Origin of the sequence: Micromonospora sp. DH14 (assembly GCF_029809455.1) — a bacterium.
In the GTDB taxonomy this organism is placed as follows: domain Bacteria; phylum Actinomycetota; class Actinomycetes; order Mycobacteriales; family Micromonosporaceae; genus Micromonospora; species Micromonospora parva.
Map to the genome: position 1 here is coordinate 90,268 of NZ_JARVKT010000020.1, position 26,664 is coordinate 116,931.

The 26,664-nt window shown below is 70.4% G+C and carries 22 protein-coding genes; 17 read left to right on the top strand and 5 right to left on the bottom strand.

All coding sequences use genetic code 11. The features are described from left to right. Window positions 1–20 precede the first annotated feature (20 nt). The 3 genes from QCZ28_RS23535 to QCZ28_RS23545 are packed head-to-tail and all read left to right on the top strand — an operon-like array spanning window position 21 to window position 4,714. Complete coding sequence (locus QCZ28_RS23535) at window positions 21–1,187, top strand: YcaO-like family protein (RefSeq protein WP_279518680.1); 1,167 nt, start codon at window positions 21–23, stop codon at window positions 1,185–1,187. Beyond that, entirely contained in the window at window positions 1,180–2,577 is a 1,398-nt protein-coding gene (locus QCZ28_RS23540) for a TfuA-like protein (RefSeq protein ID WP_279518681.1), read from the top strand. The genes QCZ28_RS23535 and QCZ28_RS23540 overlap by 8 nt, the downstream gene beginning before the upstream one ends. A 10-nt stretch (window positions 2,578–2,587) precedes the next feature. Then, on the top strand, window positions 2,588–4,714 hold the full coding sequence (locus QCZ28_RS23545; protein WP_279518682.1) for a radical SAM protein: 2,127 nt from the start codon (window positions 2,588–2,590) through the stop codon (window positions 4,712–4,714). 26 nt (window positions 4,715–4,740) lie between these two features. Here the strand turns inward: QCZ28_RS23545 and QCZ28_RS23550 are convergent, their stop codons facing one another. Beyond that, window positions 4,741–9,015, bottom strand: coding sequence for a WD40 repeat domain-containing protein (locus QCZ28_RS23550; RefSeq protein ID WP_279518683.1), 4,275 nt, complete (start codon window positions 9,013–9,015; stop codon window positions 4,741–4,743). Window positions 9,016–9,115: 100 nt separating this feature from the next. On the opposite strand from QCZ28_RS23550, the gene QCZ28_RS23555 reads away from it, so the two are divergent. The 4 genes from QCZ28_RS23555 to QCZ28_RS23570 all read left to right on the top strand — a co-directional run bounded on the left by QCZ28_RS23555 (window position 9,116) and on the right by QCZ28_RS23570 (window position 13,391). After that, window positions 9,116–10,441 carry a hypothetical protein gene (locus QCZ28_RS23555; RefSeq protein WP_279518684.1) on the top strand — a complete coding sequence of 442 codons (1,326 nt, stop codon included), beginning with the start codon at window positions 9,116–9,118 and terminating at the stop codon, window positions 10,439–10,441. Window positions 10,442–11,047: 606 nt separating this feature from the next. Continuing rightward, entirely contained in the window at window positions 11,048–11,392 is a 345-nt protein-coding gene (locus QCZ28_RS23560; RefSeq protein ID WP_279518685.1) for a CU044_2847 family protein, read from the top strand. Then, on the top strand, window positions 11,389–12,399 hold the full coding sequence (locus QCZ28_RS23565) for a serine protease (RefSeq protein ID WP_279518686.1): 1,011 nt from the start codon (window positions 11,389–11,391) through the stop codon (window positions 12,397–12,399). The genes QCZ28_RS23560 and QCZ28_RS23565 overlap by 4 nt, the downstream gene beginning before the upstream one ends. A 5-nt stretch (window positions 12,400–12,404) precedes the next feature. Continuing rightward, window positions 12,405–13,391, top strand: coding sequence for a hypothetical protein (locus tag QCZ28_RS23570; RefSeq protein WP_279518687.1), 987 nt, complete (start codon window positions 12,405–12,407; stop codon window positions 13,389–13,391). A 47-nt stretch (window positions 13,392–13,438) separates the two neighbouring features. Here the strand turns inward: QCZ28_RS23570 and QCZ28_RS23575 are convergent, their stop codons facing one another. After that, window positions 13,439–14,152 carry an HAD family hydrolase gene (locus QCZ28_RS23575; protein WP_279518688.1) on the bottom strand — a complete coding sequence of 238 codons (714 nt, stop codon included), beginning with the start codon at window positions 14,150–14,152 and terminating at the stop codon, window positions 13,439–13,441. Between the two features lie 100 nt (window positions 14,153–14,252). On the opposite strand from QCZ28_RS23575, the gene QCZ28_RS23580 reads away from it, so the two are divergent. After that, window positions 14,253–16,217 (top strand): peptide deformylase, encoded by a 1,965-nt coding sequence (locus tag QCZ28_RS23580; protein ID WP_279518689.1) that lies wholly within the window; start codon window positions 14,253–14,255, stop codon window positions 16,215–16,217. On the opposite strand, the gene QCZ28_RS23585 is transcribed toward QCZ28_RS23580, so the two are convergent. Beyond that, window positions 16,150–16,524, bottom strand: a complete 375-nt coding sequence (locus QCZ28_RS23585; protein WP_279518690.1) for a CU044_2847 family protein — start codon at window positions 16,522–16,524, stop codon at window positions 16,150–16,152. The two genes, QCZ28_RS23580 and QCZ28_RS23585, sit on opposite strands and share 68 nt — an antisense overlap. 181 nt (window positions 16,525–16,705) lie before the next feature. Here QCZ28_RS23585 and QCZ28_RS23590 point away from each other — a divergent pair, with 181 nt between their 5' ends. After that, on the top strand, window positions 16,706–17,638 hold the full coding sequence (locus QCZ28_RS23590; RefSeq protein ID WP_279518691.1) for a helix-turn-helix transcriptional regulator: 933 nt from the start codon (window positions 16,706–16,708) through the stop codon (window positions 17,636–17,638). 38 nt (window positions 17,639–17,676) lie between these two features. On the opposite strand, the gene QCZ28_RS23595 is transcribed toward QCZ28_RS23590, so the two are convergent. Together QCZ28_RS23595 and QCZ28_RS23600 are read right to left on the bottom strand one after the other, a co-directional pair. Then, entirely contained in the window at window positions 17,677–18,339 is a 663-nt protein-coding gene (locus tag QCZ28_RS23595; RefSeq protein ID WP_279518692.1) for a response regulator transcription factor, read from the bottom strand. After that, complete coding sequence (locus QCZ28_RS23600; protein ID WP_279518693.1) at window positions 18,336–19,484, bottom strand: histidine kinase; 1,149 nt, start codon at window positions 19,482–19,484, stop codon at window positions 18,336–18,338. Before QCZ28_RS23600 ends, QCZ28_RS23595 begins: the two co-directional genes overlap by 4 nt. A gap of 195 nt (window positions 19,485–19,679) precedes the next feature. Between QCZ28_RS23600 and QCZ28_RS23605 the strand changes: the two genes are divergently transcribed. The 8 genes from QCZ28_RS23605 to QCZ28_RS23640 all read left to right on the top strand — a co-directional run bounded on the left by QCZ28_RS23605 (window position 19,680) and on the right by QCZ28_RS23640 (window position 26,620). Continuing rightward, window positions 19,680–20,192 (top strand): DUF1772 domain-containing protein, encoded by a 513-nt coding sequence (locus QCZ28_RS23605; RefSeq protein WP_279518694.1) that lies wholly within the window; start codon window positions 19,680–19,682, stop codon window positions 20,190–20,192. Continuing rightward, complete coding sequence (locus QCZ28_RS23610) at window positions 20,189–20,698, top strand: hypothetical protein (protein ID WP_279518695.1); 510 nt, start codon at window positions 20,189–20,191, stop codon at window positions 20,696–20,698. The genes QCZ28_RS23605 and QCZ28_RS23610 overlap by 4 nt, the downstream gene beginning before the upstream one ends. A gap of 116 nt (window positions 20,699–20,814) precedes the next feature. Then, window positions 20,815–22,050, top strand: coding sequence for a low temperature requirement protein A (locus QCZ28_RS23615; protein ID WP_279518696.1), 1,236 nt, complete (start codon window positions 20,815–20,817; stop codon window positions 22,048–22,050). Between the two features lie 89 nt (window positions 22,051–22,139). After that, the gene (locus QCZ28_RS23620; RefSeq protein WP_279518697.1) at window positions 22,140–22,709 is read left to right on the top strand and encodes a TetR/AcrR family transcriptional regulator; all 570 of its coding nucleotides are present in this window, start codon (window positions 22,140–22,142) and stop codon (window positions 22,707–22,709) included. Between the two features lie 83 nt (window positions 22,710–22,792). After that, window positions 22,793–23,968 carry a GDSL-type esterase/lipase family protein gene (locus tag QCZ28_RS23625; protein WP_279518698.1) on the top strand — a complete coding sequence of 392 codons (1,176 nt, stop codon included), beginning with the start codon at window positions 22,793–22,795 and terminating at the stop codon, window positions 23,966–23,968. Between the two features lie 286 nt (window positions 23,969–24,254). Next, window positions 24,255–24,554 (top strand): hypothetical protein, encoded by a 300-nt coding sequence (locus QCZ28_RS23630; protein WP_030328301.1) that lies wholly within the window; start codon window positions 24,255–24,257, stop codon window positions 24,552–24,554. A gap of 67 nt (window positions 24,555–24,621) precedes the next feature. Beyond that, window positions 24,622–25,179 (top strand): hypothetical protein, encoded by a 558-nt coding sequence (locus QCZ28_RS23635; RefSeq protein ID WP_279518699.1) that lies wholly within the window; start codon window positions 24,622–24,624, stop codon window positions 25,177–25,179. Window position 25,180: 1 nt separating this feature from the next. After that, window positions 25,181–26,620: an NAD(P)/FAD-dependent oxidoreductase gene (locus QCZ28_RS23640; RefSeq protein WP_279518700.1), complete on the top strand. Its 1,440-nt coding sequence runs from the start codon at window positions 25,181–25,183 to the stop codon at window positions 26,618–26,620. Window positions 26,621–26,664 lie beyond the last annotated feature (44 nt).

Sequence of the window (26,664 nt, forward strand, 5' to 3'; positions counted from 1 at the left end):
ACCCCCCGCCGGGAGCCTCGATGACTGACACGACCGAGACCATCGCCTTCCGATCCGGCACCTACCGGACGGCCACCGTGGAGCAGACCTGGGAGCGGGTCGGACACCTGCTCGACCGGTTCCGGATCACCCGGGTCGCCGACATCACCCGGCTCGACGAGATCGGCCTACCGGTGCACGTCGCCTACCGGCCGGTGGGAGCCACCATGGCGGTGAGCGTCGGCACCGGCGCCACGGCGATGCAGGCCCGGGTCAGCGCGGTCATGGAGAGCATCGAGTCCTGGCATGCCGAGAACCTCCGGCCGGGGACCGTCGTCCGGTCCCCGGCCGAGGCGCTCGACCTGCCCTACGACGTCCGGTGGCTGCACCTGGCGGAACGGTCACCGGTGACCCCCGCCGTCGAACTCGACTGGGTGGCCGGCCGTGGGCTGGTGACCGGGACGCCCTACCTGGTGCCGCGCGCCACCATCGAACTGGACTTCACCATCCGGCGTGGCTGGGACCGCGCCCTGTTCACCCCCAGCAGCAACGGGCTGGCCACCGGGAACACCTTCGCCGAGGCCAGCCTGCACGCTCTGCTGGAGGTCGTCGAACGCGACTGCATCGCCCCGTACTGCACCGCCCCGCTGGCCGAGCGCACCTACGCCGACCCGGGCACCGCCACCAACGCGATGACCCGCACGGTGCACGACGCGCTGGTGCGCGCCGGTTGCTGGGTGGAGGTCTGCGACATCACCAACGCTGTCGACGTGCCCTGCTACGCCGCCTCGATCTGGTCGGAGGACCTGCCGGTCACCTTCGGCGGCTTCGGCTGCCACGTGGACCCGGAGATCGCCGTCGGTCGAGCCATGGCGGAGGCGGCACAGTCGCGCCTCGTCATGGTCTCCGGAGCCCGGGACGACATCGACGCCACCGCGTACCACGATGTCGGCGCGCCGCCGGTGCCGCCGCCCACCGTCGACCGGCCCGTCCGGCCGGTCCGCCGGAATCCGCCACCGGTGGGGGACGTGACCCAGGTGCTGCGCGAGCTGGCGTCCCGGGTGCAGCGGGTCACCGGCGTCGAGCCGTTCAGCGTCGACCTGACCCACGACGACATCGGCATCGCGGTCAGCAAGGTGTTCGCCCCCGGCCTGCGGATGTTCGACGAACGGGCGCTGAGCACCCGACCGGGGGTGCCCCGTGACTGACGTCGTCTTCATCGGCCCGAGCCTGCCCGCCGACGAGGTCGGTCGGCTGCTGCCCGACGCGGTGGTGCTGCCCCCCGTCGCGCACGGCGATCTGCTCCGCCTGGACGTCGCCCCCGGCGACCGGGTCCTCGTCATCGACGGGTTCTTCCTGCAACACCCGCCGGTCCGCCACCGGGAGATCCTCGACCTGCTCGCCCGTGGCGTGACAGTGGCCGGCGCGGCCAGCATGGGCGCACTGCGCGCCGCCGAGCTGTGGCCGTTCGGTATGCGTGGCGTCGGCGAGGTCTTCCAGCTCTACCGCGACGGGGTCGTCACGGGCGACGACGAGGTGGCCGTGGTGCACGGCCCCGCCGAGGACGGCCACCGCGCCCTGAGCGTCCCGCTGGTGAACATCCGGGTCGCGCTGCGCCGCGCCGTCGCGGCCGGCGTGCTCAGCGACACCGAGGCGGTGCTGCTGCTGAACATCGGCCGGGACCTGCCCTTCCGCCGACGGTCTTACCGGGCGCTGGAACGCAGCGCGCCGGCCGAGGCGAAAGACGTGGTGGACCGGTTCCTGACGTGGCACCGGCAGGACCCCAGCGACGCCAAGGGCGCCGACGCGCGGCTGCTGCTGTCGATGGCGGCGGACAGCGCCCCCGAGCTGTGCCCGGCGCACCCCGGCGACCAACCGATCGACAACCTGCACACCCGCTTTCTCGACAGCTGGCGCTCCCGGTTCGCCGGCGAACCGGTCGGCGGGCACTGGACCAGCGACCGGGAGGCCGCCGCGGTGCTGATGCTGCTGCATCCCGAGTCGCCGACCTGGCACCGGCAGGGAGTGCTGGCCGGGCTGGCCGAGGTCGACATCACCGACCCGGCGGTCGAGGAACGCGCCAGTGAGGTGGCCCGCCGACGCGGGCTGACCGGTGCCCCGGCGAACGGGTGGGACTGGTTGACCGACCGGGAACGGGACCTCGACGACCGCGAGGCGGTGCTGCGGGTGTTGGTGCGCGCGTTCGGCACCACGCCGTACCGCAGCCTGGCGCTGTGGATGGTCGCGGCGCCGCTGCGTACCCCCGCGTTGCTCACCGCGGCGCGGCAGGTCGCGGCGACCGCGGCGTCGCTGAACGAGACGCTCGTCCCGCGGACCACGGGGCGTCGCCGCCCGGGTGCTCGCCTGCACTTCCGCACCGAGATCGTCGACGCGTGCTTCGCACGGCTGTGGGGCTGTGCCGTCGACGAGCTGGAAGCGGCGGCGTGGGACCGGGGCTTCGTCGACCTCGCGGCGTTCCGGTACGCCGCCGAACCGCTGGTCGCGTACGTCAAGGCGTTCGGTTCCCCGCGACTGCCCACCGTGGGCACGCGCGCGCAGGAGGGCACCCTGGCCGGTCCAGCGGCCCGGGTCGGCTGAGGAGGCGTCGATGAGCGGCACGGTGAAGGCGGCACTGATCTACCCCCCGCTGACCGATCCCACCTCGGGATACCACTCCCTGAACTACCTCGACTCGTACGCCCGGGCCCAGGGGCACCAGCCGGCGGAGATCATCGACGCCAACATCGAGGCGTTCCACCACTCGTACACCCCGTCGGCGTACGACTGGCTGCGGCGGGAACTGTCCCGGCTCTCGATCGACGACCTCAGCGGCCCGGACGCGCTGATGGCCCGGGCCAACCAGCTCGGCCTGCCCGACCCGGATCCGGAGCGGCTGCGTCGGTCGATCGGCGTGCTGCAGGATCCGACCCTCTTCTACGACTACCGGCACTACCAGGACGCCGTCGAGGGCGTGATCTCCTGGATGGACGCGCTCGGCTCGGTCGGGTTTCCCGGGCAGTTCCACGCCGGCTTCCGCCTCCACCCACCGCCGATGATCTCGATCGGTTCGGTGGCCGCGCTGACCGACGAGGCGCTGCTCGCCCGGCTCAACCGGCCCTTCCTGCCGTACTACGAGGACGTGCTGATTCCACGGCTGGCCGCGGGCGGGCACCAGGTGATCGGCATCAGCGCCACCTACCAGTGGCAGTTGCCGTTCGCGCTGTGGATCGCGCGACTCATCCGGCAGGCCTGCCCGGACGTCTTCCTCATCGCGGGGGGCACGGAGATCTCCGACGTCTGGAAGTGCGCCAGCAAACCCGAGTACGTCTTCCAGGTGCTCGCCGACTTCGACGCGATTGTGGTCGGCGAGGGCGAGAGCGCGTACACGGAGATCCTGGACGCGGTGGCGGCCGGCACCCTCCCGGGCGGGCACCCCAACGTCCGGCTGCACCCCAGGTACGGCCGCCAGCGTCACCTGCCGCTGCGCTACGAACGCCTGGCGCAGGTGCCGGTGCCGGACTTCTCCGGCCTGCCCTGGGACCTCTACCTCAGCCCGGAGAAGTTCGTCTACTACTCGCCGACCCGGGGCTGCTACTGGAACAAGTGCACGTTCTGCGACTACGGACTGAACACCGACGGCCCCACCAGCCCCTGGCGGCAGGACACGGTGGGCACCATGATCGCGGACGTCACCGAGCTGTCGAAGTTCGCCAAGTTCATCTACTTCTCCGTCGACGTGCTCGCCCCCGCGACCATCCTGCGCTTCGCCGAGCAGGTCGTCGAGCGAGGGCTGGACTTCCGCTGGGGCGCTGAGATCCGGCTGGAGAAGTACTGGTCCGACGAGCGCTGCGAACTGCTGCGGCGCAGCGGCTGCGTGGCCATCTCGGTCGGCTTCGAATCCGGCAACCAACGCATCCTCGACCTGATCGACAAGGGCACCAAACCCGAACAGGTACGCCGCACCATGACCGCGATGACCAAGGCCAACATCGGTGTGCAGATGATGGGCTTCACCGGTTTCCCCACCGAGACCCGCGAGGAGGCGCTGGACAGCGTCACCTTCCTGCGCGACAACCCGGACCTGTGGACCCTCGGCGGGCTCGGTGACTTCATGCTGACCCCGGGCGCCATCGTCGCCAAGGAACCCGAACGGTTCGGCATTACCAACGTGCGGCCGGTGGAAGGCTCCGACATCGTCCGGATGCTCAAGTACGACGAGCCGGTGACGGAGGCGGCGCAGGCCGAGGTCGCCCAGGCCAAGGCGGGCCTGAACCCGGGGCACTACCACCGGCCGTGGCTGGGCAGCACCGACACCCCGCACACGTTCTTCTACCACGACCGGTACGGCACCGCGGTGCGTGGCGTCCTCGCCAACGACCGGGTCCGGCACGACACCGACGACCAGACCGAGTTCCTCGCCAACGGCTCCTTCGTGGAGCGTGACGACGAACAGGTCTGGGAGGCGTACCGGCGGATCCGGTCCGACGAGCAGGACGGCACCCCGGGCGACCTCCCGGCCGACCGGCACCTGTTCCGCCGGGTCGACGGTCAGGTGTTCGCGCTCAACCGCAGCAGCCGGCTGTTCCTGGACCTCTTCAGCGCGCCGCTCACCCTCGCCGAGGCGCAGCGTCGGCTCTGGATCGTCGAACCGACAGTCGCGGACCGGGTCTGGCGGACCTTCATCGGGCAGCGGCTGATCCGGCGGCACCGCCTCCCCGCCGAGCCGGCGCGGTGAGCCGACCGCCCGGCCGGGGAATCCCGCTAGGCGCCCGGCCGGGCGTGAGCCGGGTAGTTCAGGTCGTACGTCGTGATCCGTCCCGATCCCGATGCCAGCAGGCGCAAGCGGCCAGTCGGCTCGGGGAAGAGCGCGACATGTGACGGCTTGTAGCCCTGCCACACCCGCCACAACAGCTGCTTGGACTCCCAGTGCCAGACCCCGACCCAGCCCGCGTCGTTGCCGATCACGATGTGAGTCTCACCCGCCACCTCGGCGAGATTGACGGCGGTGGGGTAGCCGGCGTCGTACGGAAGAGCCCTGACGTGTCTGACCTCCAGGCCCGTCTGGGTCGCCTCGATCTCGATCAACTCGAACGCCGTGACAAGCCTCGCCCCGCTGGATGTCTCCGATGTCGCTACCGCGCCAACGCGTCGAAAGTCCTGGTAGTCGGAAGCGGGGCTGTGCAGCTTGAGCACTTCACCGCTCCTGCCGTCCCAGAAGTGCAGGATCCCTTCCGTGCTGGCCGCGACGACCACCGTTCGCTGGCCCACTTGGATGAGCTGCGTCAGCCGGGCACCCGCCGGCCCGTACCTGGGCTGCGTCTGACTTATCGGCAGCAGCGTGACCGACGGCCGGAACGTCCGGGAGTTGAGCTTGCCCGTCCACACTTCCACGAACGGCTCGGTCGGTGATCCGGCGGCCATGACCAGCTCGTCGCCGAACTCGTCCAGCGCCAGGTTCGCGACGGTCATTCGGGGCACGGGAAAGCTGATGGCGGGTCGCCGGCCGTCGACGTCCACCACGTGGACGTGCCCATTCTCGACGACGCCGAGGAGGCTACGTCGGCGGTCAGAACGTACGGTGACCGCGTCGAACCGGCCCGCCGGGATCGTGGCCACCGGTTCACCGGTGGCCACCTCGCCGACGGCGGTCGACCCGGTGCCGTCCTGCCACACGATCAGCGCTCGACCACCGTTGGGCGGGAGCGCGCGGATCACCACTCCAGCCGTCTCGGCGTGGGTAGCCGTCATGGCATCGGTCAACCAATCGCAGTCCCACAGTCTGGTGAAACCGGTGCGCCCACCGCTCGCGAGCACCGATCGGCCGGCGACCTGGGCGGTGGCCAGGACGGTCGTGTCGGAGTAGTGGCCGATCAGAGCACCGGAACTGGTGCCGTCCCGGGGGTCGATCAGGGGGATCGTGAGGCCCGAGCGCGCCAGTGCGAGCCGGTTGACGCCGCGCACCTTGACGAACGTCAGATCGTGGATCCAGCCGCGGATCTGTTGCCGCCATCGAAGCTGCCCACTGCTGACGTCGAACAGCTGCACAACCCCCTTGCTGTCACCGCTCGCGACCACGACTTTGTCACCGTGCCTGCCGAGCGCCACCGAGTTCACCCAGTCTCGGTGCCCCTTGATCACCCGCGTGCACTCCCCGGTCGCCAGATCCCACAGCCGGACGGTCAGGTCACTGCCGCCGGCCGATGCCAGGAGCGGGCCGTCGCTCAGGTCCAGCACGGCCAGACCACGGACCCCACCCCTGTGTCCCGGCAACTCTCTGAGCCGGGTGGACGAGGCGGGATCCCAGATCCACAGGCGACCCTCGGCACCACCGGTAACCAGCCGGGTCCGACCCTGAAGTGTGCAGAACACCAGGCTGCTGACGCCAGCGGCGTTCACGCTGATCGTGTGGAGGTGTTCCCCGGTCGCCGGATTCCAGAGTCGTACCGTGCCGTCGGCGCTTCCGGAGGCCAGCACCGCCTGCCCCGCGATGGATCCGAAGGCCAGTCGTTCCACGCCTCGGCTGTGGCCGGGGAGCGTCCTCAGGTACTGCCCGGTGGCCGACTCGGCGATGCGGATGGTCGCGTCAGTGCCACCGGTAGCCACGATCTGCCGGCCGTCCGCCTCCCCGAAGGCGATGGCCTGCACACGGCCTCGGTGGCCCGGCAGCCGGCGGTGGAAGTGCGCACCCGGTCCCTTGCTCCACAGCCCTTTCCAGGGCAGCCCCGCGGGTGAGTCCAGGAGCGACACGGCGGTTGGCTCGTCACGCAGGGCGACGGACTGCAGGAGCGCGGCCCGCTGGACCGGGGAGGCGTTGGCCATCTCGTCAGCCGCCCGCCAGTACAGCCGGCACAGCACATGGTCGGTGAAGTCGACGGTGCCCAGCACCTGCAGCAGGCGCAGCGGCTCAGCGTGGTAGAGAAAGTGCGGGTCGGCGACCAATTCGCCGAGTCGTCCGGCGGCAGCGGCATGGGCCGCGAGGTGACGACGCAGGTAGGGGCTCGCCTCGTCCCAGCGGCGTCCGCCAGCGTTCACGAGCGCGACGAGAGACGACGTGATCGTGCTCTGCACGGCCGTGACATCGGCATGGCGCCGCAGGTGGTCGTTGTACGACTGGTGGTACAGCCGGTAGACGGTCTGTTCGTCCTCACCGGACTCGATGATGTGGGCGCCCGCATGAGCGAGAATCCAGGAGATGTCGGCCGCCCGATAGTCCGCCCCTCGGCTCCGGTCGCGGAGCGCGTTGGCCAAGGTCAGCCAGATCTGCCGCCGGGGCAGACCGTGACCCTGCGCCCATGCGAGCGGAAGCAGCAACTCCCGCACCCTCCTGGCATCGTCACCGTAACGCTGTAGGTCGGCGGCGAAGGCCTCACCCACGCCACCGGCGAGCAGCTGCTTCCCGCCGGCACTCGTGAAATCGACGATCCGGCCGCTGTGCGCCACCGCACTGCTGATCAGACGTCCGAACAGGAAGACACCGCCGCTGTGCTCGGCGATCGTCTGAGCCGCGATGCCGACTGCGGGCGCGTCCTGCCGATAGGCGGAACCAGGCTCAAGCAGCAGCCGCCGTCGCACGTACTCGGCAACGGCGTCGACGGCCCCGGGATCGTCGTCGAGCTGAACGACGGTCTCCGGTGCGAGGACCTCAACAAGCCCTCGCGCCTGAAGCGCTTCCCGCTCCTCGGCCTCGTCCCGATTGGCCCGGTGCGGCCGCGTGCCGACCATGACCTTCACGAACGGCAGCTCGGACAGCGGCCGTAGCAGGTCGGTGACGATCAGCCACTGGTCGACGGCCTGCGCCTCGTCGAGCGCGTCAAGCATGATCGTCAGCGGGGTCCGGAGCCGGCCGACCGCGGCGACGAGCCGGCCGGGGAAACTCCAGCCTCCGATCGGACTCGGGAGGTCCAGGGCGTCGGCCAGGTCCTGAAGGCAGTCGAGCAGGGTCTTGTTCTTGGCGTGCAGGCCGACGTCGATGGCACCGACACCCGGGTCGGTGTCATCCTGGCACTCCGGATCAAACGCCTTGGCCCTGACTGCCACACCCCGCCAGTACGGGTCGGACAGCACCGCCAACCGGCCGAGGAGGGCAGACTTGCCCGAGCCGGGCGAGCCCGTCACCACGAGCATCCCGTTCGGCCTGGCCCGTAGCCAGCCGACGATCGCCAGCAGGGGGTCGCGTCGGCCGGCGAAGTGCCAGCCATCGTCCGCGGGCAGGTCGATTCCCCGGTACTTGAGGACGAAGTGCTGGGCGGCGCGGCTCGACAGCGCTCGCCGCCGCCACTGTTTCGTCGGCACGCTGCCGTCCAGGACCACGGCGTTGTAGTGCGGGTTCGGCAACCGCACTGATCCCACCATGTCGTGCTGCGGCGCCTGGCTCAGGCCCAACTCATCGAACCGGGCGGTGACCGCGTCGACGATGTCCATCGTGTAGACGTAGCGGTCGTTCTCAGTCCACCAGGTGTCGTCGCGGAGCACCAGTGCGAGCGCGGTGGTGAATGCCGCCTCTCTGGCCGGCTGGTCGTGATCGGCTGATCCGATCACCGCGAGGCTGGGCTTGCTGCGCGGGTCCGCGAAGGTGTACCGCTGGAGTTCCGCACGGAACGCCGCGGCGATGTCCTGCACGCCACCGGCCGCGCTGCACGCGTCGATGAGCAGGAGGATCTGTTTCACCTTCTTCGCGGCGAGCAACTGCCCCAGCGTCCGGCCGGCCACCGCGTTGTCGTCGCGCGGACGCGTCGGCGTCTCCCGCGACCAGAGGTAGAGATGGTCGCCGTGCGTGCTGCCATGACCCGCCCAGTACAGCACCACAAGCTCGTCCGAACTGGGTGTCCACTCGCCCAACGCTCGCCGGATCGCCGGCTCGGAACCATCGCGGGCCAGGTCGAACGGGTCGACGGTCAGACCGAATCTGCCGAACTCGGCGACCACCGCCGCGACGGCGGGGCGCAGAATCCGCAGCGGAGCCACATGATCGAACTCGTCGATGACGACCGAGGCGATGCATCCGTTCCCCGTCGCAACGACTTCCTTCGCGGACATGCGCCGTCCTCGACAGATGATGGTGGGACAGCGGCCAGAATAGTTGAGTGCGGTGCGGGCGTGCATCGCGCGAAAGGCGACAGGTCGGCATAATCGGTCGATGGGACATGACCTCGTGGTCGTCGTGCCCGGGCTGATGGGCAGCGTGTTACGCGACGATCAGCGAGAGGTGTGGAACAGGTCGGCCCCGAGCGTGTGGGCCGGTCTCACGCACCACCGCGAGATGCTGCACCTGCTGCGGTTGCCGGAGGGCATCGGCGACGGTGAGCCTGAGGGCCCGCACCGGCTGGAACCCTGTGGCCTGGTGCAGGGGTGGCACGTCCTGCCAGGGTTGTGGGCCGGCGCCGGCTACCACCGGCTGCTGCGTCGCCTGTCCCGCCTGCCCGCGCCGCAGCGTGTGGTCGCCTTCGCGTACGACTGGCGCCTGTCCGTTGCCCACAACGCGGCCAAGCTCGCGGTGCGGGTTCAGCGTGAGCTGGAACGGTGGCGCTCCGAGCCGGGAGAACACGATGCCAAGGTGACTCTCGTCTGCCACTCGATGGGTGGCCTCATCGCCGCCACCTTCGCCGCTGGAGTGGGCCGAGAGATCACTCGTCGGGTGATCACCATCGGCACCCCGTTCAGCGGCTCGGTCAAGGCGGTACGCGCCTTCACGGGCCACCTCGCGCCCGCCGTGCCGCGACTCAACGACACTCTCGCCGAGCTGGCGTCGAGCTTCCCGTCGGTCGCCGACCTGTTGCCGACGTACCGCTGTGTGCGTGGCGACGGCGGACGGAAGCGCCTGGACGAGGTGGACGTCCCGACACTGACCGGCAGAGTGAGGTGGCGGCCGCGCCTGTGGCAGGGCGAGGGACCGGCGGGCGGCGGGCCGACGATGATTCATTTCGGCGGGCGCCGGCAGTCGACGGATCTGAGCCTCACTCTCGACGCGACCGGCGTCACCTACCACCCGGACCTCCCCGACCTCGACGTGTCGGCGTTAGCCGGGGACGGCACCGTCGCCCCGTTCTCCTGCCTGCCGGCCGGGCACGACTCGACTGACAAGGCGACGTACTGGCCGGTGCGGCACTCCGGCTTGCAGAGCGACCCTCGCGTGCTGGACCATCTCGTCGATGCCGTCAACGGGATAGACCTCGGCGCCGCGCTCGGCCCCGAACCGGAGCTGAGCCTGACACTCCCCGAGGTGGTGCGGCCGGGCGTGCCCTGCCCCATCCACGTCACCGCCGATGTCGAGGACCTGCCGTTGCGGCTGCACATCGAAGACCTGCAGGGCCGGCCACTCGGCCCGCCGACGGCACTGCGGCTGGCCGGGGACGGTTACCACGCCGCCCCGGTGCTGCCGGGCGGGGCCTGGCACGTGTCGGTCCGGACCTCGGGGATCTCACCAGCGACCGAGGTCGGCGACATCGTCGTGGCGGCCGGCTAGCTCAGCGTCGTCCATCGAGCCGGCGTGGCGCTGGAACAAAACTCCAGCACTCGTGCGCCTTCCGGGGCGCGAGAGCCCGCGCCTTCCGGAACTGGTCCTTGGTCATACCGGGCTTCCTGTCCTGCCGCCGCGACAGCTGCGGTATTTGCTTCCGCACTTGCCGGATGGTGTCAACAACGGCCGCGACATCGTCGCGTTCTTCTCTCACGACGGAATGCCTCTGTCGTAAACAAGACACACGAACATCGGCCCCGGAGAGCTGAGCGGAAACCGGTTGGCCGACGTATTGATTGGCGAACCGGAGCAGCGTGATGCCGGCCTGGCGGGAGGCGTCATCTCCCCATCGGTACGCGGTCAAGTCGCTGAGGACAGACGCCGGAGACACCCGGGTCCAGCTGGGCTTCGGCGTCCACAAGGGCCGTCCAGGTCACCATCGTCGATCGGCGTACGTGATGCCCGAAGCGGTGGACGAAGCCGCTGCCACCTATGTGTCCGATGTGGTGAACCGGCTCGGGTACGACGACCGTGCGTTGATTGACGGTGAACGTTCGGGTGTCTTTGCCGACTGTCCATCTTGGTATGGTCGAGCCCAATCCTGGGGGGACGATGCCGGAAACCGAACTTGTCAGATTTGTTGTCCGTGACGGCACCTCGGTCATTGTCGAGGTGGAGGAGGAGCGTCGGGGCTCGACTCCCGCCGGAAGGCGGGTGAATGGCGTCCGGGAGGCACGCGAATTCTTCGAGGCGAATCTGACCCATATTCGTGACGCGGCCGAAGCCGTGCTCGCCGACCTGCGCAGAGCATCGAGCCCCGACGAGATCAAGATCGGATTCGGGGTGAAGTTGACGACCGAGGTGGGTGCGGTGATCGCCCGTTCCGCCGTGGAGGGCAACATCTCGGTTGAGCTGCTCTGGCGCCGCGACGACTCCACGGACACCCGCACGTCATGACCGGTGTCGACGAGGTGTGGCGCTTGGAGGTGACCGGCGCCAGCACGGGGTGTGGCTTCGCCGTCACACCGACCCGCGCGCTCACCTGCGCCCACCTCATCGCACCCGGTCAACGGCAGTGCCGGGTCGCCTCGCTGCCCGGCATCCGCGCGGTGGACGTGCCCAGCGCCTTTGACAGCGACGTCAACCCGGTTCCGGACGTTGCCACGATCGACATCGCTGGTCACCCGGCGGACGCCGTCGCGCCGATGGGACCGGCAACCCGACCCGCTCCGGGCACGATCCTCGACCTCTTCGGGCTTCCGGACCGCGGCCAGGAAGGACGCCGCAGCCAGGCGCGCGTCTCAGGTCCGAGTCGCACCGGCGAATGGCTCCAGATCGACGCCGTCCACGGCCACACGGCATGGGTCGAGCCCGGGTTCAGTGGCGGTGCCGCCACGGACGCGGCCACGGGACTCGTCGTCGGCATGGTCGTCAGCGCGGACAGGTCGCTCGCGGAGCGGTCCGCCTGGATCATTCCCAACGACACCATCGTCAGGAGCGCGCCGTGGCTCGCCGCTGTGCTCGCCGACCCGCTCGCCGGAGACCCCGACCACGTCGCCGTGCTGCGGTTCCTCGACGCCCGGCGCTACACCGCGGCCCTCGACCGGCTCCCCGATCTGCACAGCAGGCACCGCCGCAGCTCGGATCTGTACTACTACTGGGCACTCGTGCTGCTCCAGGGTGTCCGCCCGGCGAACCACTCCGGCGAGGTCATCGACGGCATCGAGCGGCTGCTGGGCGAGGCGTGTCGCCTCGACCCGGGCTCGGCACACGCGAAGGCGCTCCTGGCGCTGGTCCGTGAGGACTACTACGGCCTGCGCAGCCTCCCGGTGTCAGGTCGCGACGGCCAATACGACCCGGCCACAAGCCACGTGTCGACCGGCCACGCGATCGAAATCGTCAGCCACGTCCCGGCGACGGAGTGTCTGACCTGGCGCAACCTCTATCGGCGATCCATGGGATGAGTGGCATGACACAGAACCACACGACGCAGAACCCCACCCGGCAAGAGCTGGTACACAAGTACTTCAACCTGGTGCCGCAGAAGCCCTCGTACGTCGGGGCCCTGATCGCGCTCGGCGGCGGCGGCCTGCTCCTGGTCGTCGGCCTGCTGTCGCTCGTCGGTGCCTCCGCGGACAGCGGCCTGGCCGCTCTGGCGTGCCTCGGCTGCCTGGGCATCCTCGGCGGTGGTGCCGCCGTCATCTTCGGTGGGATCAAGCTCGCCGGGACGTACTCGGCCTACAACTCGGCGGTCGCCGCGGCCTATCCCCGCGCCACGGACAGCCAGATGGACGGCTGGCTGCAGGAGGGTGAGAACTACGCGGCGGACGCCGGCCGTCGGCGGTTGAACCGCCACCCGGGCGAGGTCACCCTCAAGTGGGGCGAGAACCTCCTGGTCTTCCACGGTCTGCCGCCGGAGATCCCGTACCAGATCGCCCGTGGTGCCGACGGCGTCCTGCGTGCCTCGCTCTACAAGATCCTGGTCGTCTACCTGTCGAACTATCGGCTGCTGACCTACGAGTCCATCCTCGACATGCGGACCGGTGCGACGGTCAGCGACGCGACCAAGGAATACCACCTGCAGAGTGTGGACGGCCTGGAGACCGCCAGTGACCGGGTGAACTTCTTCCTCCCGCCGGCGAACCAGGCGCCGCCCCCCGCCCAGCCGATGCCGCAGAACCCGACGGCGATCCCGATCGCCACCGCCACCGGGAGCATCGTGCACGTGACCGGCAGGCAGACCCTGCGGCTCATGGTCGCCGGACGACCCGCCATCGAGCTGGTGATGGGTATCTCCGCCACCGACCAGCTCCACATCGAGGGTGTCTCGGGCTCGACCACCGAGGGCATGATCCATACCCTTCGGGAATACCTACGCCGCCACAACGGTGGCATCTCGGGGCAGACGAGCATGCCCAGCAGCCTCCCGCCGCTGCCACCGCTCGGCCCGGAGTGACGCCGACGACGTGGGCGCGGTGACCACGAAGGTCGACGACGCTGGGGTCAGCCGTGCCGGTGGTGCGCTGGCCCCAGGGTCGTGTGGGCTTCGCCCGGTGACCCGTGGGTCGCGGGAGACACCACCTGGCGCAGCGCGGACACGGTGAGCTGACCGAGGCTCGGCACCTGGACCGTCCCGAGTTGCCCCTGGTCACCGACCAGCACCACCGGGCATCCGGCGGCGACCGCGCTGGCAACGCCCGTGGGGGAGTCCTCGACGACGGCGCAACGGCCGGGCGGCAGACCCAGCCGCCGTGCCGCCAACAGGTACGGGTCGGGGGCGGGCTTCGTCCGCTTCACGTCGTCGCCGCAGACCACCACGTCGAAGCGGGGAGCACCGGGATGACCAAACAGAGCGTCGAGGATGTACCGGCTGCTCGACGTGACGAGCCCGACGGGCACGCCGTCCGCCCGCAGGGCCGTGATCAGGCGTACGCCGTCGGCCTGCCAGCTCGTCGCCCGGTCACGGTATAGCTGCCGCACCGCCGCCTCGACCTCCGCCACATCTGCCGCCGGGTCCCACCCGGTCCAGCCGATCCGGCGGTGGATCGTCGTGATGGCCTCCAGCGCGGTGAGGCCGAGCAGGCCGTCTGTCGCCCCGGCCGGAACGGGCTGTCGCCCGTCGATCAGGGCGACGAAAGCGGACCGCCAGATTGGCGCGGTATCGACCAGGGTGCCGTCGAGGTCGAACAGCACTGCCCACTCATCCATGCCGGTCATGGTGCTCCTCGGTAGGCCACGAATCAACGCGCCATCCTGGCTGGGCCACGATGCTGGCCGATACGATCGGCGAACCGCTTTCCCGTCGGAGGATGTGCTGATGTACCGGGTCGAGCAAGCGATCGCCTTCGTTCTCGACCGGGCGAAGGCCGACCCCGTCGGACTTGCCTTCCTGGTCGGGGAGCGGTTGATGCTGACGTGCGCGCACGTGGTGAATGTGGCGCTGGGCCGTCCCGCCCGACAGGTGGAAAGAGTTCCGAAGAACAGCCGCGTCTCGCTGCATTTCGCCCTGCTGGGGGCGTCGAACAGTTGGATCGAACGCAGCGCCGAGGTGGTGGCGTGGTTGCCGACCGGTGACGACTTCGACGTCGCTGACGTCGCGGTGCTCAGGCTCGGCGAGGGCCTTGCCGGCAGTGGCGCGGAACCGCTTCGCATCCGGGCGGACCTGAAGGACCGTTACAACGTGCCGGTGCAGATGTGGGGGCCCGGCCAGGGGCGTGACCTGGGCAGGCATGTGCAGGGCCGGTTGCTCGGCGCGGTCGGCAGACACCGGTTGCAGGTCGACGAGGTGGTGCACCGGGTCTTTCGGGTTCAGCGCGGGTTCAGCGGGGGGCCGGTCTGGGATCCGGCCACCTCCGCGGTGTTCGGCATGCTCCAGGCGATCACCACCGACGACTCGGCCGAGGTGCTGGTGCTCGACGGCGCGTTGTTGGAGCGGGCGTTGGCAGCGGTCGCCACCGCGCGACCCGGTCTGGTGCTGATACACGACCATGGCGAGGTTCATTACGACGGCACGCAATACACCCTGCGCCAACGGCGCGTGCTGCACCACGGCGGCAGTGCCCCGCGCGCGAAGTACGAGATGAAAGTGTCAGTGCAGCGCTTTCTCAACGACGAGGCCGTGCGTAATCTGCGCCACCACGCGCAGCACCCACTCAGTGTCGACGACCCTGTTCGTGACATCGGCCTACGAGCCTGGTGCGTTTTCGACGGCGAATCCCGTCCGATGGATGCCAAGCCGACAAAGGTACGTCACGAGGAGATCAACTTCGACCTCTGTTTTCCCGCGTCGAAACTGCTGACGCCGGGGCAACAGGTTGTCGTCGAGTACACGTACCACGTCAGTGACGAGATCTGGGGGCAGTGGTACAAGCGCAACATCAAGCCGAACACCGACCGGCTGTCGGTGGAAGCACACCTGCCGACCGAGTTGGAGCCGGAGTGCTGGGGCGTGACCTCACTGCCGTCGGAGACGGACCTCGAACCGTTGCCGGACGTCCAGGTACGGGTCGAGGATGACCGCACCATCTACTCCTGGGACCGTACGGCAGAGGAGGACGACCTCGCCGAGGAGCGTCGCATCCGGCTGGACTGGTTCTTCTGGAAGCGCATCCCGGACAGCAGTGTCTGCGCTGACGCGCCGAGCGTCCTTCGGCAGTTCGGCATCAGGCAGGTGCGGGGCGCGGCACGCGGGCGACGGTCGTCGGAGCTGCCGGCCAAGACGCGGCAGATCAACTTCGACTCACCGAGCGACCGCCTGCTGGCCGGACGGGTGCTCACGCACCTGCGCCGCGTCGCCGGATGGGTCAACCGGTACCACTCGTTCAAGCCCGAGGTGAGTATGGGGATCGCCGCCCCTCAGCTCGGCATGGCCTACGCCATCGCGATCGTCACGGTGCCAGGTTCACGGGACTACATCGAGCTGATCAACCCGAGCGTGCTGGACCGGACCGACGAGGAGGTCCGCGACTACGAAGGATGCTTGAGCTTCTTCGACGTCCGCGGCATCGTCCAACGGCCCTACGGTCTTCGCGTACGCCATTGGACCGCGGCGGGCGACCTGCGAGACGTCGTCCTCACGGGAGGGCTCGCCCGCAGCGTCGCCCACGAGATCGACCACCTGAACGGCAAGGTCTACACCGACGCTGACCGCATGCCGGAGGGTGAGGGGCCTGTCGACGTCCCCCGTTACCGTCGGCTGCGGGAGGAGGGCGTGTTCACCGCGCCGGTGCCTCCGACGCAGCTGAGGTGGCAGCAGCCGGGGGCTCACTCCGCCGCCAGGTGACGTTCACGGTGAACGTCGCCTCGGTGGTTCCCTTGGTGAAGATGAGGCCGGTCTCTCCGCCGATGGCCAGGCCGAGTTCGACGGAGATCTCGTCCGGCGCCCCCGCCGACCGCAGCCGGCCGATGACGGTACGCAACGCGGGCAGCACCCTCTCCAGCGACGCGGTCAACGTGGTCGCCGCCCACTGGCCCCGGCCGTCGTCCGCCGCGGCGAGCTCGATCCCCGCGAGGTCGCGGCGGTCCACCTCCACCTCCACGTATTCATCGCTACCCTCGGCGACCGGAATCTTGAGCAGCACAGTGCTCATGCACCCTCCCTGGGCCTGATGTCACGAACCGTGTCTGTCGTCTGAGCAATGTGTAGCAGTTGATCGCCCGTCGGCGGAAGGCGAACGGATCGCGGTCGGTGCGCCGGGTCCGATCCCGGTCCACGGCGCTGGCGCGGACGCACCGCGTTGGTCAGACTTGAGCTCGATGGGGGGACGGGCGATGGACACCTCCGCTCAGGACGAGGCCGCTGCGGCGTTCGTCCGGGAGCTCGCGTACTGGCGCCGCTACCGCGCGATGTCCAAGAAGACGCTCGCCGGCCGAATCGGGTTCGACCCCTCGTACGTCAGCCACATGGAGAGCGGGCGGCATCAGCCCACAGAGGAGTTCGCCCGCCGTGTCGAGGCGGTGTTGGAGACCGGGAACCGTGTCTGGCAGCGGTACGTCGTCTTCGCCGGCACCAGACGGCTGCGAGGTCTGAGCCTGGCTCCCGCTCCCACCGCGATCGCGCCGCCGGCCGGCCCGCACCTGGTGATCGAGGAGGAGTTGGCCTCCCTCGCCCTCGTCGACGGCTGGTACGAGTGCCGGATCCGGCGGCACCTGCACAGCGTCGGCACCGAGCCGATCACCCGGCACACGGTGCAGATCGACATCGACCGGTTCCCCGACGATCCCGAACGATCCATGGCGTTCCACGCCCGCCATCCGCTCAGCACCGACGAGGTCGACTTCCGGGCCTCGATCGGCGTCGACCAGCCGGAACCCATGAAGTGGAAGGTCACCCGCAGCCGAAACGCCTTCCTGAAGATCGTTCTTCTGTTCGGCAGCGACGGGGTTCCCTACCCGCTCTATCCTGGCCAGCGCACGTTGATCCACTACGCCTACCGGGTGCCGGAGTGGAAGTTCGGCGACTGGCTCCAGCGCGACATCCGGCTGCCCACGCGGCGACTGAACATCAGGCTCTCCTTCCCCGCCTCCAGTCATCCTGCGGTCTGGGGCAGCGAGACATCCTTCACCACCGATGTGGCGACCGATGTCACTCCGCCTCCCCGGGAGCACGACGGTCTGGTCGAGTACGAGTGGGAGGTGCCCCGGCCCCGCCTACGCGCCCAGTACCGGCTGAACTGGCGCTACCCCGACCTGAGTCTGCGGTGACCGGAGCGCCGCGCCCGCGCGTACTGCCGTACGCGGGGTCAGCCCTCGCCGGGGCGGACCAACCCGCTCTCGTACGCGATGACCACGAGCTGGGCGCGGTCACGGGCGTTGAGCTTGTGCAGCAGGCGACTCACGTAGGTGCGGGCGGTGTCCGGGCTGAGGTGCAGGGCCGCCCCGATCTCCACATTCGACCGGCCGGTGCCGACCTGTGCCAGCACGTCGCGTTCCCGCCCGGTGAGCCCGGTCAGCCGGGCCGGGTCCGCCACGGGGGTGCGGGCCGCCGCGGCGATCACCCGCCGGGTCACCGCCGGCGACAGCAGCGCGTCCCCGCCGGCCACCACGCGGACGGCGTCCCGCAGGGCGTCGGGCGGGGTGTCCTTGAGCAGGAAGCCGGCCGCGCCGGCGCGAATGGCCTCGAAGAGGTACTCGTCGTCGTCGAAGGTGGTCAACATGACCACCCGGACGTCGGCCAGCGTCGGGTCGGTGAGGATGCGCCGGGTTGCCTCGATACCGTCGCCGCCGGGCATCCGGACGTCCATCAGCACCACGTCGGGCCGGTGCTCGCGAACGACCGCCAGGCCCGCTCGGCCGTCGCCGGCTTCGCCGACCACGGTGATGTCCGTGGCGCGTTCCAGCAACGCGCGGAGCCCGGTGCGCACCAGGTGCTGGTCATCGACGAGGACGACGCGTACGTCGCTCATGCGGGGACCCCGGCCAGCGGTAGGTGGACCGAGACGCGGAAGCCGCCGTCGGCGGTCTCGCCGGCCGCGAAGGTTCCGCCGAGCAGGGCAACCCGTTCCGACATGCCGCGCAGCCCCTGACCCGCCTCCACCCCGGTGCCGTCGGGGGATCCCCGGCCGTCGTCGACGACCTCCACCGACAACCGGGCCGGGGTGGCCCGGATCGTCACCACGGCGCGGGTGGCGTGGGCGTGGCGCAGCACATTGGTCAGGGCCTCCTGCACGATCCGGTAGACGGTGCTGCCGACCACCGTGGGCAGGGCGTCGACAGGGCCGTCGAGACGCAGCTCGACCGGCAGCCCACCACTGCGGACGCCCTCGACGAGCGGGCCCAACTGGGTCAGACCGGGGGCCGGCTCGCGCGCTCCGGGTTCGCGGCGCAGCGTGCCCAGCGTGGCACGCAGCTCGGCCATGGCGCTGCCACTCACCGCGTGGATCGCGGCCAGAGCGGCCTCGGCCTGGCCGTGCTCGGCATCGGCGAGTGCCTCCCGGGCCACCGCCGACTGCAGGGTGACCACCGACATCGTGTGTCCGAGAGTGTCGTGCACCTCCCGGGCGATGCGCAGCCGCTCGGCCTCGACCTGCCGCGCGGCCTCCCGGCGGCGTTCCTCGGCCGCCGAGGCGGCCTGCCGGGCCAACGCGGCCCGTAGCGAACGCCGGTTGCGCACGGCGTCACCGAGAGCGATGACGGCCAGCATCAGGGCCGCCTCGGAGCCGAGACCAGCACCGACCACGACGGAGATGTCGTCTCCCTCGATGAGCCGGGCGGCCACCGAAACGGCCAGCATGCCCCCGCCGACAGCGGCGGCCGGCAGCACCCGACCCCGCTGGGCGGCCAGGTAGAGGATGGCGGCGGCCGGGGCGGCCACGCCGACCGGCGGCAGCTCCAGCGCGTAGTAACCGAGGATGCCGGCTGCGGTCGCCAACAGCGCCGGAACCGTCCAACGCCGGGCCACCGGCAGCAGGGCGGCCCACCCGATCCCGAATCCGCCGGCCGACGCCGCCTGGGCCGCGGACGCGTCCTCGGTCACCACCGCCGCCGTCACCAGGCTCAGGATGGCGACAGCGAGCAGCGCCTCGGTTCGGGTGGGTGGACTGGCCGGCACGTCCGTGAGCCTAAGTCGGTGCGGACCCGCGCCGCTGCCGTCCGCAGGCAACACCCCGGCCCCGGCAGGTACGTCGAGAAGCGATGCCAGCTCGCGCTGCTGCGCGGCAGACGGTGCCGGGTTGGCGACCTAGCGTCGACGGCGACATCACCGATCGTGCCCGCCAGGGCCCGGAAATGACGGAGAAGTGCCGCTGTGTCCCGTATCAAGCTGACGTGGATCGTGCTCATCCTGCTCGTCTGGGCGGCGATGATGTCCTTTGGTGGGGTCGCGGCCGAGACCGTGATGCTCTACCCGAACATCTTCGGTGACGCGCCCGCCTCGCTGGACCGGGCCCGCGAGTTCCTGGTCGCCGGAGGCCCGAGCGACTACTTCCCGCCGCTGGGCGCCTCGGTCGTGCTGACCAGCCTCGCCGCTACCGCCCTCACCTGGCGCAACCGGCGACTGCGGTGGTACGTCGCGGCAGCCGCGGTGGTCTTCATCGCCTGCGAGTTCCTGTTCTCCGTGGTGTTCTTCTGGCCGCGCAACGAGATCATGTTCGTCGACCCGGTCGGCACGCACTCCCCGGAGTACCTGCGCCAGGTCGCCGAGGAGTTCGTCGCCGGCCACTGGGTACGCCTCGCCGGCGGCGCGGTGACCTCCGCGCTGGCATTCACCGCCCTGCTGCGTTTCGCCCGGGAGACCGCACCGGTACGGGGCGAGCGATGAGCGCCGCGCGGCGTACTCTCGGGTTCTCGTGGCCGGCCCTGGTCGGGCTCGCCGCGTTGGCCGTACCGCGGGTGATCCTGCACGACCTGCACGTGGTGGCGGGAGGGCAGCCGGCCGCCGTGCTGCTCGCGGTCGTACCCCTGATCTGTTGGGTGGCCGCCGTGCTGTGGCGGCGTCCGCCGCGTCCGTTCCTGACGGTGGTGGTGATCGGGGCGGTCCATGGTGTTCTTCTCGCGGTTGGTCACCAGGTGCTGTGGGACGAGGCGTTCGGTGCGACCGCGCCGAGACTCGGCACCTTCGACCCTCGGGCGCAGGAAGCGATCCTTCGGGTGGCGGCGGTGTTCTCCAGTCTCGTCACCGGGGTGCTCACCGGAGTGGTGGCCGGGGTGGTGGCGGCGGCGCTGAGTCGGTTCGTCACGGGGCCGCGGCGCGCCGCCGAGCATCCGGTCGAGGAAGCGCGGTGCGGGCCGGCCGACGCTCGGGGGACCCGGCCACCGCACTGCTGACCGGGCAATCGGCGCGCACCGGTGCGGCGTGGGGGTCCGACCGGGCGCGCGTCCGCTGACGCAACTCCTTCCGCTGCCGCGTCGTTGGTGCGACCGGGGGCGGATGGAGGCGGTCGATGGCGGCGGGGCGGGGTGCCGGGCTGCTGCGTCCGCCGACGAGCTCGGGCCGTGCGACGTTCCTGGAGCTGTTCTTCGATCTGGCGTTCGTGGTGGCCCTCACCCGGGTCTCGCAACGGTTCGCCGGCCTCGGCGAGGACACCGGCTGGACGCTGGTGCTGGGGTTCGGGCGGACGCTCCTGCTCTTTCTGGCGCTCTGGCTGATCTGGTCGCACACCGCCTGGATCACCAGCCGTTACGAACCGGAGCAACCGGTCATTCAGGCCGTCGTGGTCGGCACCATGTTCGCCGGTCTGATCATGGCGGTGACGTTGCCGAGGGCGATGGAGGAGCGGGCGCTGTCGTTCGCTGCCGCGTACCTGACGGTGATGGTGGTGCGGCCGTTGGTGGTCGCCGCCGCGCTGCGTGGCCATCCGCGACGGCTGGTGCCGTTCCGGCTTGCCGTGTGGGCCTCGGCGAGCGCGCCACTGTGGTTGGCCGGTGCGCTGGGTCCGGACAACCTCCGCCTGCCGCTGTGGGTTGCCGCTGTCGCTGTCGACTACGTCGCGTGGGCCCTGGGTTGGCCGCTGCCCTGGCTCGGGGCCTCGAAGGTGGCCCGGTGGCGGATCGCGGGGACGCACCTCGCTGACCGGTACCAGCAGATGTTCCTCATCGCACTCGGTGAGTCGATTCTCGTCATCGGCGTGGTTTTCAGTGGCGCGGACTATTCGGCGGATCGGGCAGCCGCCTTCGCTGTCGCCTTCGCGACCAGCGCGCTGCTCTGGCGGATCTACTTCCACTGCGCGGGTCTGCTCCTGACCGATGCGTTGGACCGGGTGGCGATGCCCGCTCGGCTGGGCACGGCGTTGGAACGGACGCACCTGTTGCTCGTGCTCAGCGTGCTCGTCACGGCGGTCGGCTACGAGTTGGTGATCGATGATCCGTTCGGGCAGCCGAGGCCCAATTGGCTGCCGTTCGTGGTCGGCGGTCCGATGCTCTTCCTCGTCTCCCGTGTCCGGTTGGAGTACGAGATCTTCGGGAGGGTGTCCCGGTCCCAGCCGATCGGACTGGCCGCTCTGCTGCTGTGCACGCCGGCGCTGGCCCACTGGGCGCCGATGGTCGGGCTGAGCGTGGTGGCCGGGGTGCTGGCCCTGGTCGCGCTTGTCGACGCGTGGTGGCGGCGGGGGCGACCGGTGGAGGCTCCCGGGTCGCCGACCGGAGAGGAGAAGCCCGACGTCGGCGATTCCGAGGCGTGACGCGGCAGCGGGCCCCGCCGGGCCCCCGGCAGTCAACCTAGTAGTATTAGGCAGTAACCTGATGCTGCTAGGCGGTTGAGGGAGGGGTCATGGAGAAGCGAGGGCTCACGCCGGAGCGTCTGACCCGAGCGGGGGCGGAGCTGGCCGACGAGGTCGGCTTCGACGAGGTCACCGTCTCGGCGCTCGCCCGGCGGTGCGGCGTCAAGCTCCCCAGCCTGTACTCGCACCTGAAGAACTCACATGACCTCAGGGTCCGCATCGCGCTGTTCGCGCTGGACGAACTCGCCGACCGGGTGGCCGATGCCGTCGCCGGTCGTGCCGGCCGGGATGCCCTGGCCGCCTTCGCCGAGGCCTACCGCGACTACGCCAGGGAACACCCGGGCCGCTATGCCGCCGCTCGGCTCCGGCTCGATCCGGAGACGGCAGCCGCGAGCGCCGGCGTCCGGCACGCGCAGATGGCCCGGGCGATCCTGCGGGGCTACGGGTTGAACGAGCCAGACGCGACGCACGCGGTCCGCCTGCTGGGCAGCGTCTTCCACGGCTTCGTCAGCTTGGAACTGGCCGGCGGTTTCGCGCACAGCGCCCCCGACGAGCGGGAATCCTGGGACTGGATCGTGGATTCACTCGACGCGCTGCTGCGCAGCCGCAGCGGTTCCTGACGGGGTGAAGCGCCGCCCGTCCGCGAGTGGTTCGCGGCGCGGCGCGCCGATGAGCACCGACATCCCTCGAAAGGCTTGAGGCAATGACCACCGATCATCGATGGACCACCCCTATCACTGCTGACCTGCTGCGCGGCGTCGTCGACCTGGAGACCACCACGCGCGGTCTGCTGCCGCATCGGCTGACCGCGCGGGCGCGCCGGCAGATCCCCGACGACCAGCTGGCCATGGCCGAGGCCCAGCCCTCCGGCGTGCGACTGGTCTTCCGGACCCGGGCCACCACCATCGAACTGGACACGCTGCCCACCAAGCGGGTCTACCAGGGCTTCCCGCCGCCCGCGGACGGCGTCTACGACCTGCTGATCGACGGCCGTCTGGCCGCGCAGGCCTCGGTGCCCGGCGGCAGCGTCCGGACCGTCACCGACATGTTCACCCAGACGTCGGTGCTCGCCGAAGGGCCGGCCGGCACCGCCCGCTTCGCCGATCTGCCCGCGGGTGAGAAGGACGTCGAGATCTGGCTCCCGCACACGGAGATCACCGAGTTGATCGCGCTGCGCACCGACGCGCCCGTCGAACAGAGCCCGCCCAGCCGACGCAGGACGTGGCTGCACCACGGCAGTTCCATCAGCCACGGCTCGAACGCCGGTCATCCCAGCGCCATCTGGCCGGCGCTGGCCGCCGCAGCGGGCGGCGTGGAGCTGGTCAACCTGGGGTTCGGGGGGAGCGCGCTGCTCGACCCGTTCACCGCCCGCGCCATGCGGGACATTCCCGCGGACCTGATCAGCGTCAAGATCGGCATCAACATCGTCAACAGCGACGCGATGCGGCTGCGCGCCTTCACCCCAGCGGTCCACGGTTTCCTCGACACCATCCGGGAGGGGCACCCGCGCACGCCACTGCTGGTCGTGTCCGCCATCCTGTGCCCGGTCCAGGAAGACACGCCCGGCCCTCTCGCACCGGACCTCGACGGTGGGAGGCTGCGGTTCAAGGCCACCGGAGATCCGGCCGAACGCAGCGCCGGGCGGCTGACCCTCACCATCATCCGGGACGAACTCGCCAAGATCGTCCAACGGCGGGCCGCCGACGACCCGAACCTGCACTACCTCGACGGACGTGACCTCTACGGCGAGGCCGACTACGCCGAATTCCCCCTCCCCGACGAGGTCCACCCCGACGGTGCCGGGCATCGCCGCACTGCGGAGAACTTCGCGCGGCTCGCGTTCGGCGACGGCGGCCCCTTCGCCACGAAGACCCGATAAACCCTTCGGGTACGCGGACGGCGGCCGGCCCGGGCCCGCGACGTGCCGGCCCGGGTGTCCGCCGGGCCTGACGCTGCCATCGATCTCGAACCACCACTGTTGACCGGTCCGGTCCACCTCGTCCTCGACCAGGTGCGCCGGTGCCGGTGTGGAAGCGGGTCGACTCCGGTGAACAGAACGATCGGTCTTGACGATCAGGGGTGCCCTTCGCTACCGTTCACAGAGACAGAACGTTCGTTCCGCCTGGCGGCAGTTGACTGTGCGGCGGTGACCCAAGGAGAGCGCCATGCCCACCAAGATCACTCTGATCATCGGGAATCCCGCCAACCCGGACGAGTTCGAGAAGGTCTATGCCGACGTACGCCGGGCTGCGGAGACGTTCCCGAAGCTTCAGCGGGTCGAGTCGGCCAAGGTGTGGCCGAAGGAGGACGGCACGCCCACCCCCGCGTACCGAACGCTCGACCTCTACTTCGCCAGCTACGAGGACGCCTCCGCCGCGGTCGCGACGCCCGCCGCCGGCGCCGTCTTCGGTGGGCTCCAGGGCGCACAGGTGGAGATCACGGGGCTGTTCTCGGACGTCGAGTAGTCCCGCCCGCCCAGGGCCCCGCACCCCGCTGAACGTCAGTTCGCTCCGGAATCCTCGAGAGGATGACATGACCACCGTTGCCGTTCCCGGCATCTCGACGACGGCCGCCGCCCTGCGGCGGTTGTACTTCGGCCGCTTCGCCTTCGCTATCGCCTGGGCTGCCGTGACCTTCCCCCTCGCGAAGCACCTCAACCCCCTCACCGCCACGCTGCTCGTGCTCTACCCGCTGTTCGACGTGGCCGCCGCCGTCGTCGACGTCCGCGCGTCGCGGGCCACCGGATCGTCCACCCTGCTGTACGTGAACGTCGCGATCAGCCTGCTCGCCGCGGTCGGCCTGGGCATCGCCGGTACGTCCGGCGTCCCGGCGGTCCTGCGGGTCTGGGGTGCCTGGGCGGTCGTGGCCGGGTTGGTGCAGCTGATCGTCGGCGTCACCCGCCGTAAGATGGGCGGCCAGTGGCCGATGATCATCGGCGGTGGTCTCTCCGTACTCGCCGGTGGATCGTTCATCGCGGCGGCCTCGGCGGACAACCCGGCCCTGACCAACGCGATCGGCTACGCCATCCCCGGCGCCATCTTCTTCCTCATCGCAGCCATCCGCCTCGGCCGCACCGCGAAGGGCAACTGACATGGAGAGCGCCACCTACGACGTCGTTGTCATCGGCGCGGGACCGGTGGGGGAGAACGTCGCCGACCGCGTCGTGCAGGGCGGCCTGACCGCCGCGATCGTCGAGCGGGAACTGGTGGGTGGCGAATGCTCCTACTGGGCCTGCATGCCGACCAAGGCGTTGCTGCGCAGCCAGAGCGCGCTGCGGGCGGCCCGTCAGCTGCCGGGTGCGCGTGAGGCGGTGACCGGCGAACTGGACGCGGCGGCCGTGCTGCGCCGCCGGGACTCCATCGTGTCGCACTGGACGGACGACGGGCAGGTGTCCTGGCTGAACTCGGCGGGGATCACGCTGTATCGCGGCCAGGGACGGATCAGCTCCGACCGGACCGTCGAGGTGACCGGCGCGGACGGCGCTCCGACCTCGCTCACCGCCCGACACGCTGTGGTCATCGCGACCGGCAGCAGCGCACTGCTGCCGGACGTCTCCGGTCTGGGCGAGGCGGCACCGTGGACCAGCCGGGAGGCAGCCGCCGCGAGCCAGGTGCCCGGGCGGCTCGCCATCATCGGTGGTGGCGTGGTGGCCACGGAGATGGCGACCGCGTACGCGGGCCTCGGCTCGGCGGTGACGGTGCTCGCCCGGGACGGGTTGCTCAGGCTGGCGGAGCCGTTCGTCGGCGAGCGGGTCACGCAGTCTCTGCGGGAAGCCGGCGTGTCGGTGCGTCTGGCTGCCGAGGCCGCGTCGGTGAGCCGCGACGGCGACGGCACCGTGCACATCACGCTCACCGACGGCGAACAGGTCGACGCCGACGAGGTCCTCGTCGCGATCGGCCGTACGCCGAACACCCAGGACGTCGGCCTCGACCGGATCGGCCTGAAGCCGGGTGCCTGGCTCACTGTCGACGACACCCTGCGGGTGCTCGACGACGCCGGGGCGTTGATCGGCGACGGATGGCTGTACGCGGCCGGCGACGTCAACCGGCGGGTGCTGCTGACCCACCAGGGCAAGTACCAGGCTCGCGCGGTGGGTGACGTCATCGTCGCGCGGGCCGCCGGCGAGGCGGTGGACGACCGCCCGTGGGGTCGGCACGTCGCCACGGCCGACGCGCGCGCCGTGCCGCAGGTCGTCTTCACCGACCCGGAGGTCGCGTCGGTCGGGCTGACCGCAGCCGCCGCCAAGGCAGCCGGGCTGCGGATCCGGGTCGTCGACTACGACCTGGCCGCCGTCGCCGGGTCCACGCTGCATGCCGAGGGCTACCAGGGGCACGCCCGCATGGTCGTGGACGAGGAGCGGCGGGTGATCGTCGGCTTCACCCTCGTCGGCCCGGACGTCGCGGAACTGCTCCATGCCGCGACGATCGCCATCGTCGGCGAGGTCCCACTGGACCGGCTGTGGCACGCCGTGCCGGCGTACCCGACCGTCAGCGAGGTCTGGCTGCGCCTGCTGGAGGCGTACGGCCGCTGAGCTGAGCCGTCGCCCACCCGCGGCGCGGTGTCCCTGGCGCGTAT

Excerpts from the sequence above, each read along its gene's own strand:
- QCZ28_RS23620 (WP_279518697.1), top strand. The coding sequence starts at position 22,140 with ATGGAGAAGCGAGGGCTCACGCCGGAGCGTCTGACCCGAGCGGGGGCG.
- QCZ28_RS23545 (WP_279518682.1), top strand. The coding sequence starts at position 2,588 with ATGAGCGGCACGGTGAAGGCGGCACTGATCTACCCCCCGCTGACCGAT.
- QCZ28_RS23610 (WP_279518695.1), top strand. The coding sequence starts at position 20,189 with ATGAGCGCCGCGCGGCGTACTCTCGGGTTCTCGTGGCCGGCCCTGGTC.
- QCZ28_RS23615 (WP_279518696.1), top strand. The coding sequence starts at position 20,815 with ATGGCGGCGGGGCGGGGTGCCGGGCTGCTGCGTCCGCCGACGAGCTCG.
- QCZ28_RS23585 (WP_279518690.1), bottom strand. The coding sequence starts at position 16,524 with ATGAGCACTGTGCTGCTCAAGATTCCGGTCGCCGAGGGTAGCGATGAA.
- QCZ28_RS23535 (WP_279518680.1), top strand. The coding sequence starts at position 21 with ATGACTGACACGACCGAGACCATCGCCTTCCGATCCGGCACCTACCGG.
- QCZ28_RS23580 (WP_279518689.1), top strand. The coding sequence starts at position 14,253 with ATGTACCGGGTCGAGCAAGCGATCGCCTTCGTTCTCGACCGGGCGAAG.
- QCZ28_RS23640 (WP_279518700.1), top strand. The coding sequence starts at position 25,181 with ATGGAGAGCGCCACCTACGACGTCGTTGTCATCGGCGCGGGACCGGTG.
- QCZ28_RS23625 (WP_279518698.1), top strand. The coding sequence starts at position 22,793 with ATGACCACCGATCATCGATGGACCACCCCTATCACTGCTGACCTGCTG.
- QCZ28_RS23570 (WP_279518687.1), top strand. The coding sequence starts at position 12,405 with ATGACACAGAACCACACGACGCAGAACCCCACCCGGCAAGAGCTGGTA.
- QCZ28_RS23550 (WP_279518683.1), bottom strand. The coding sequence starts at position 9,015 with ATGTCCGCGAAGGAAGTCGTTGCGACGGGGAACGGATGCATCGCCTCG.
- QCZ28_RS23575 (WP_279518688.1), bottom strand. The coding sequence starts at position 14,152 with ATGACCGGCATGGATGAGTGGGCAGTGCTGTTCGACCTCGACGGCACC.
- QCZ28_RS23595 (WP_279518692.1), bottom strand. The coding sequence starts at position 18,339 with ATGAGCGACGTACGCGTCGTCCTCGTCGATGACCAGCACCTGGTGCGC.
- QCZ28_RS23565 (WP_279518686.1), top strand. The coding sequence starts at position 11,389 with ATGACCGGTGTCGACGAGGTGTGGCGCTTGGAGGTGACCGGCGCCAGC.
- QCZ28_RS23635 (WP_279518699.1), top strand. The coding sequence starts at position 24,622 with ATGACCACCGTTGCCGTTCCCGGCATCTCGACGACGGCCGCCGCCCTG.
- QCZ28_RS23560 (WP_279518685.1), top strand. The coding sequence starts at position 11,048 with ATGCCGGAAACCGAACTTGTCAGATTTGTTGTCCGTGACGGCACCTCG.
- QCZ28_RS23590 (WP_279518691.1), top strand. The coding sequence starts at position 16,706 with ATGGACACCTCCGCTCAGGACGAGGCCGCTGCGGCGTTCGTCCGGGAG.
- QCZ28_RS23630 (WP_030328301.1), top strand. The coding sequence starts at position 24,255 with ATGCCCACCAAGATCACTCTGATCATCGGGAATCCCGCCAACCCGGAC.
- QCZ28_RS23555 (WP_279518684.1), top strand. The coding sequence starts at position 9,116 with ATGGGACATGACCTCGTGGTCGTCGTGCCCGGGCTGATGGGCAGCGTG.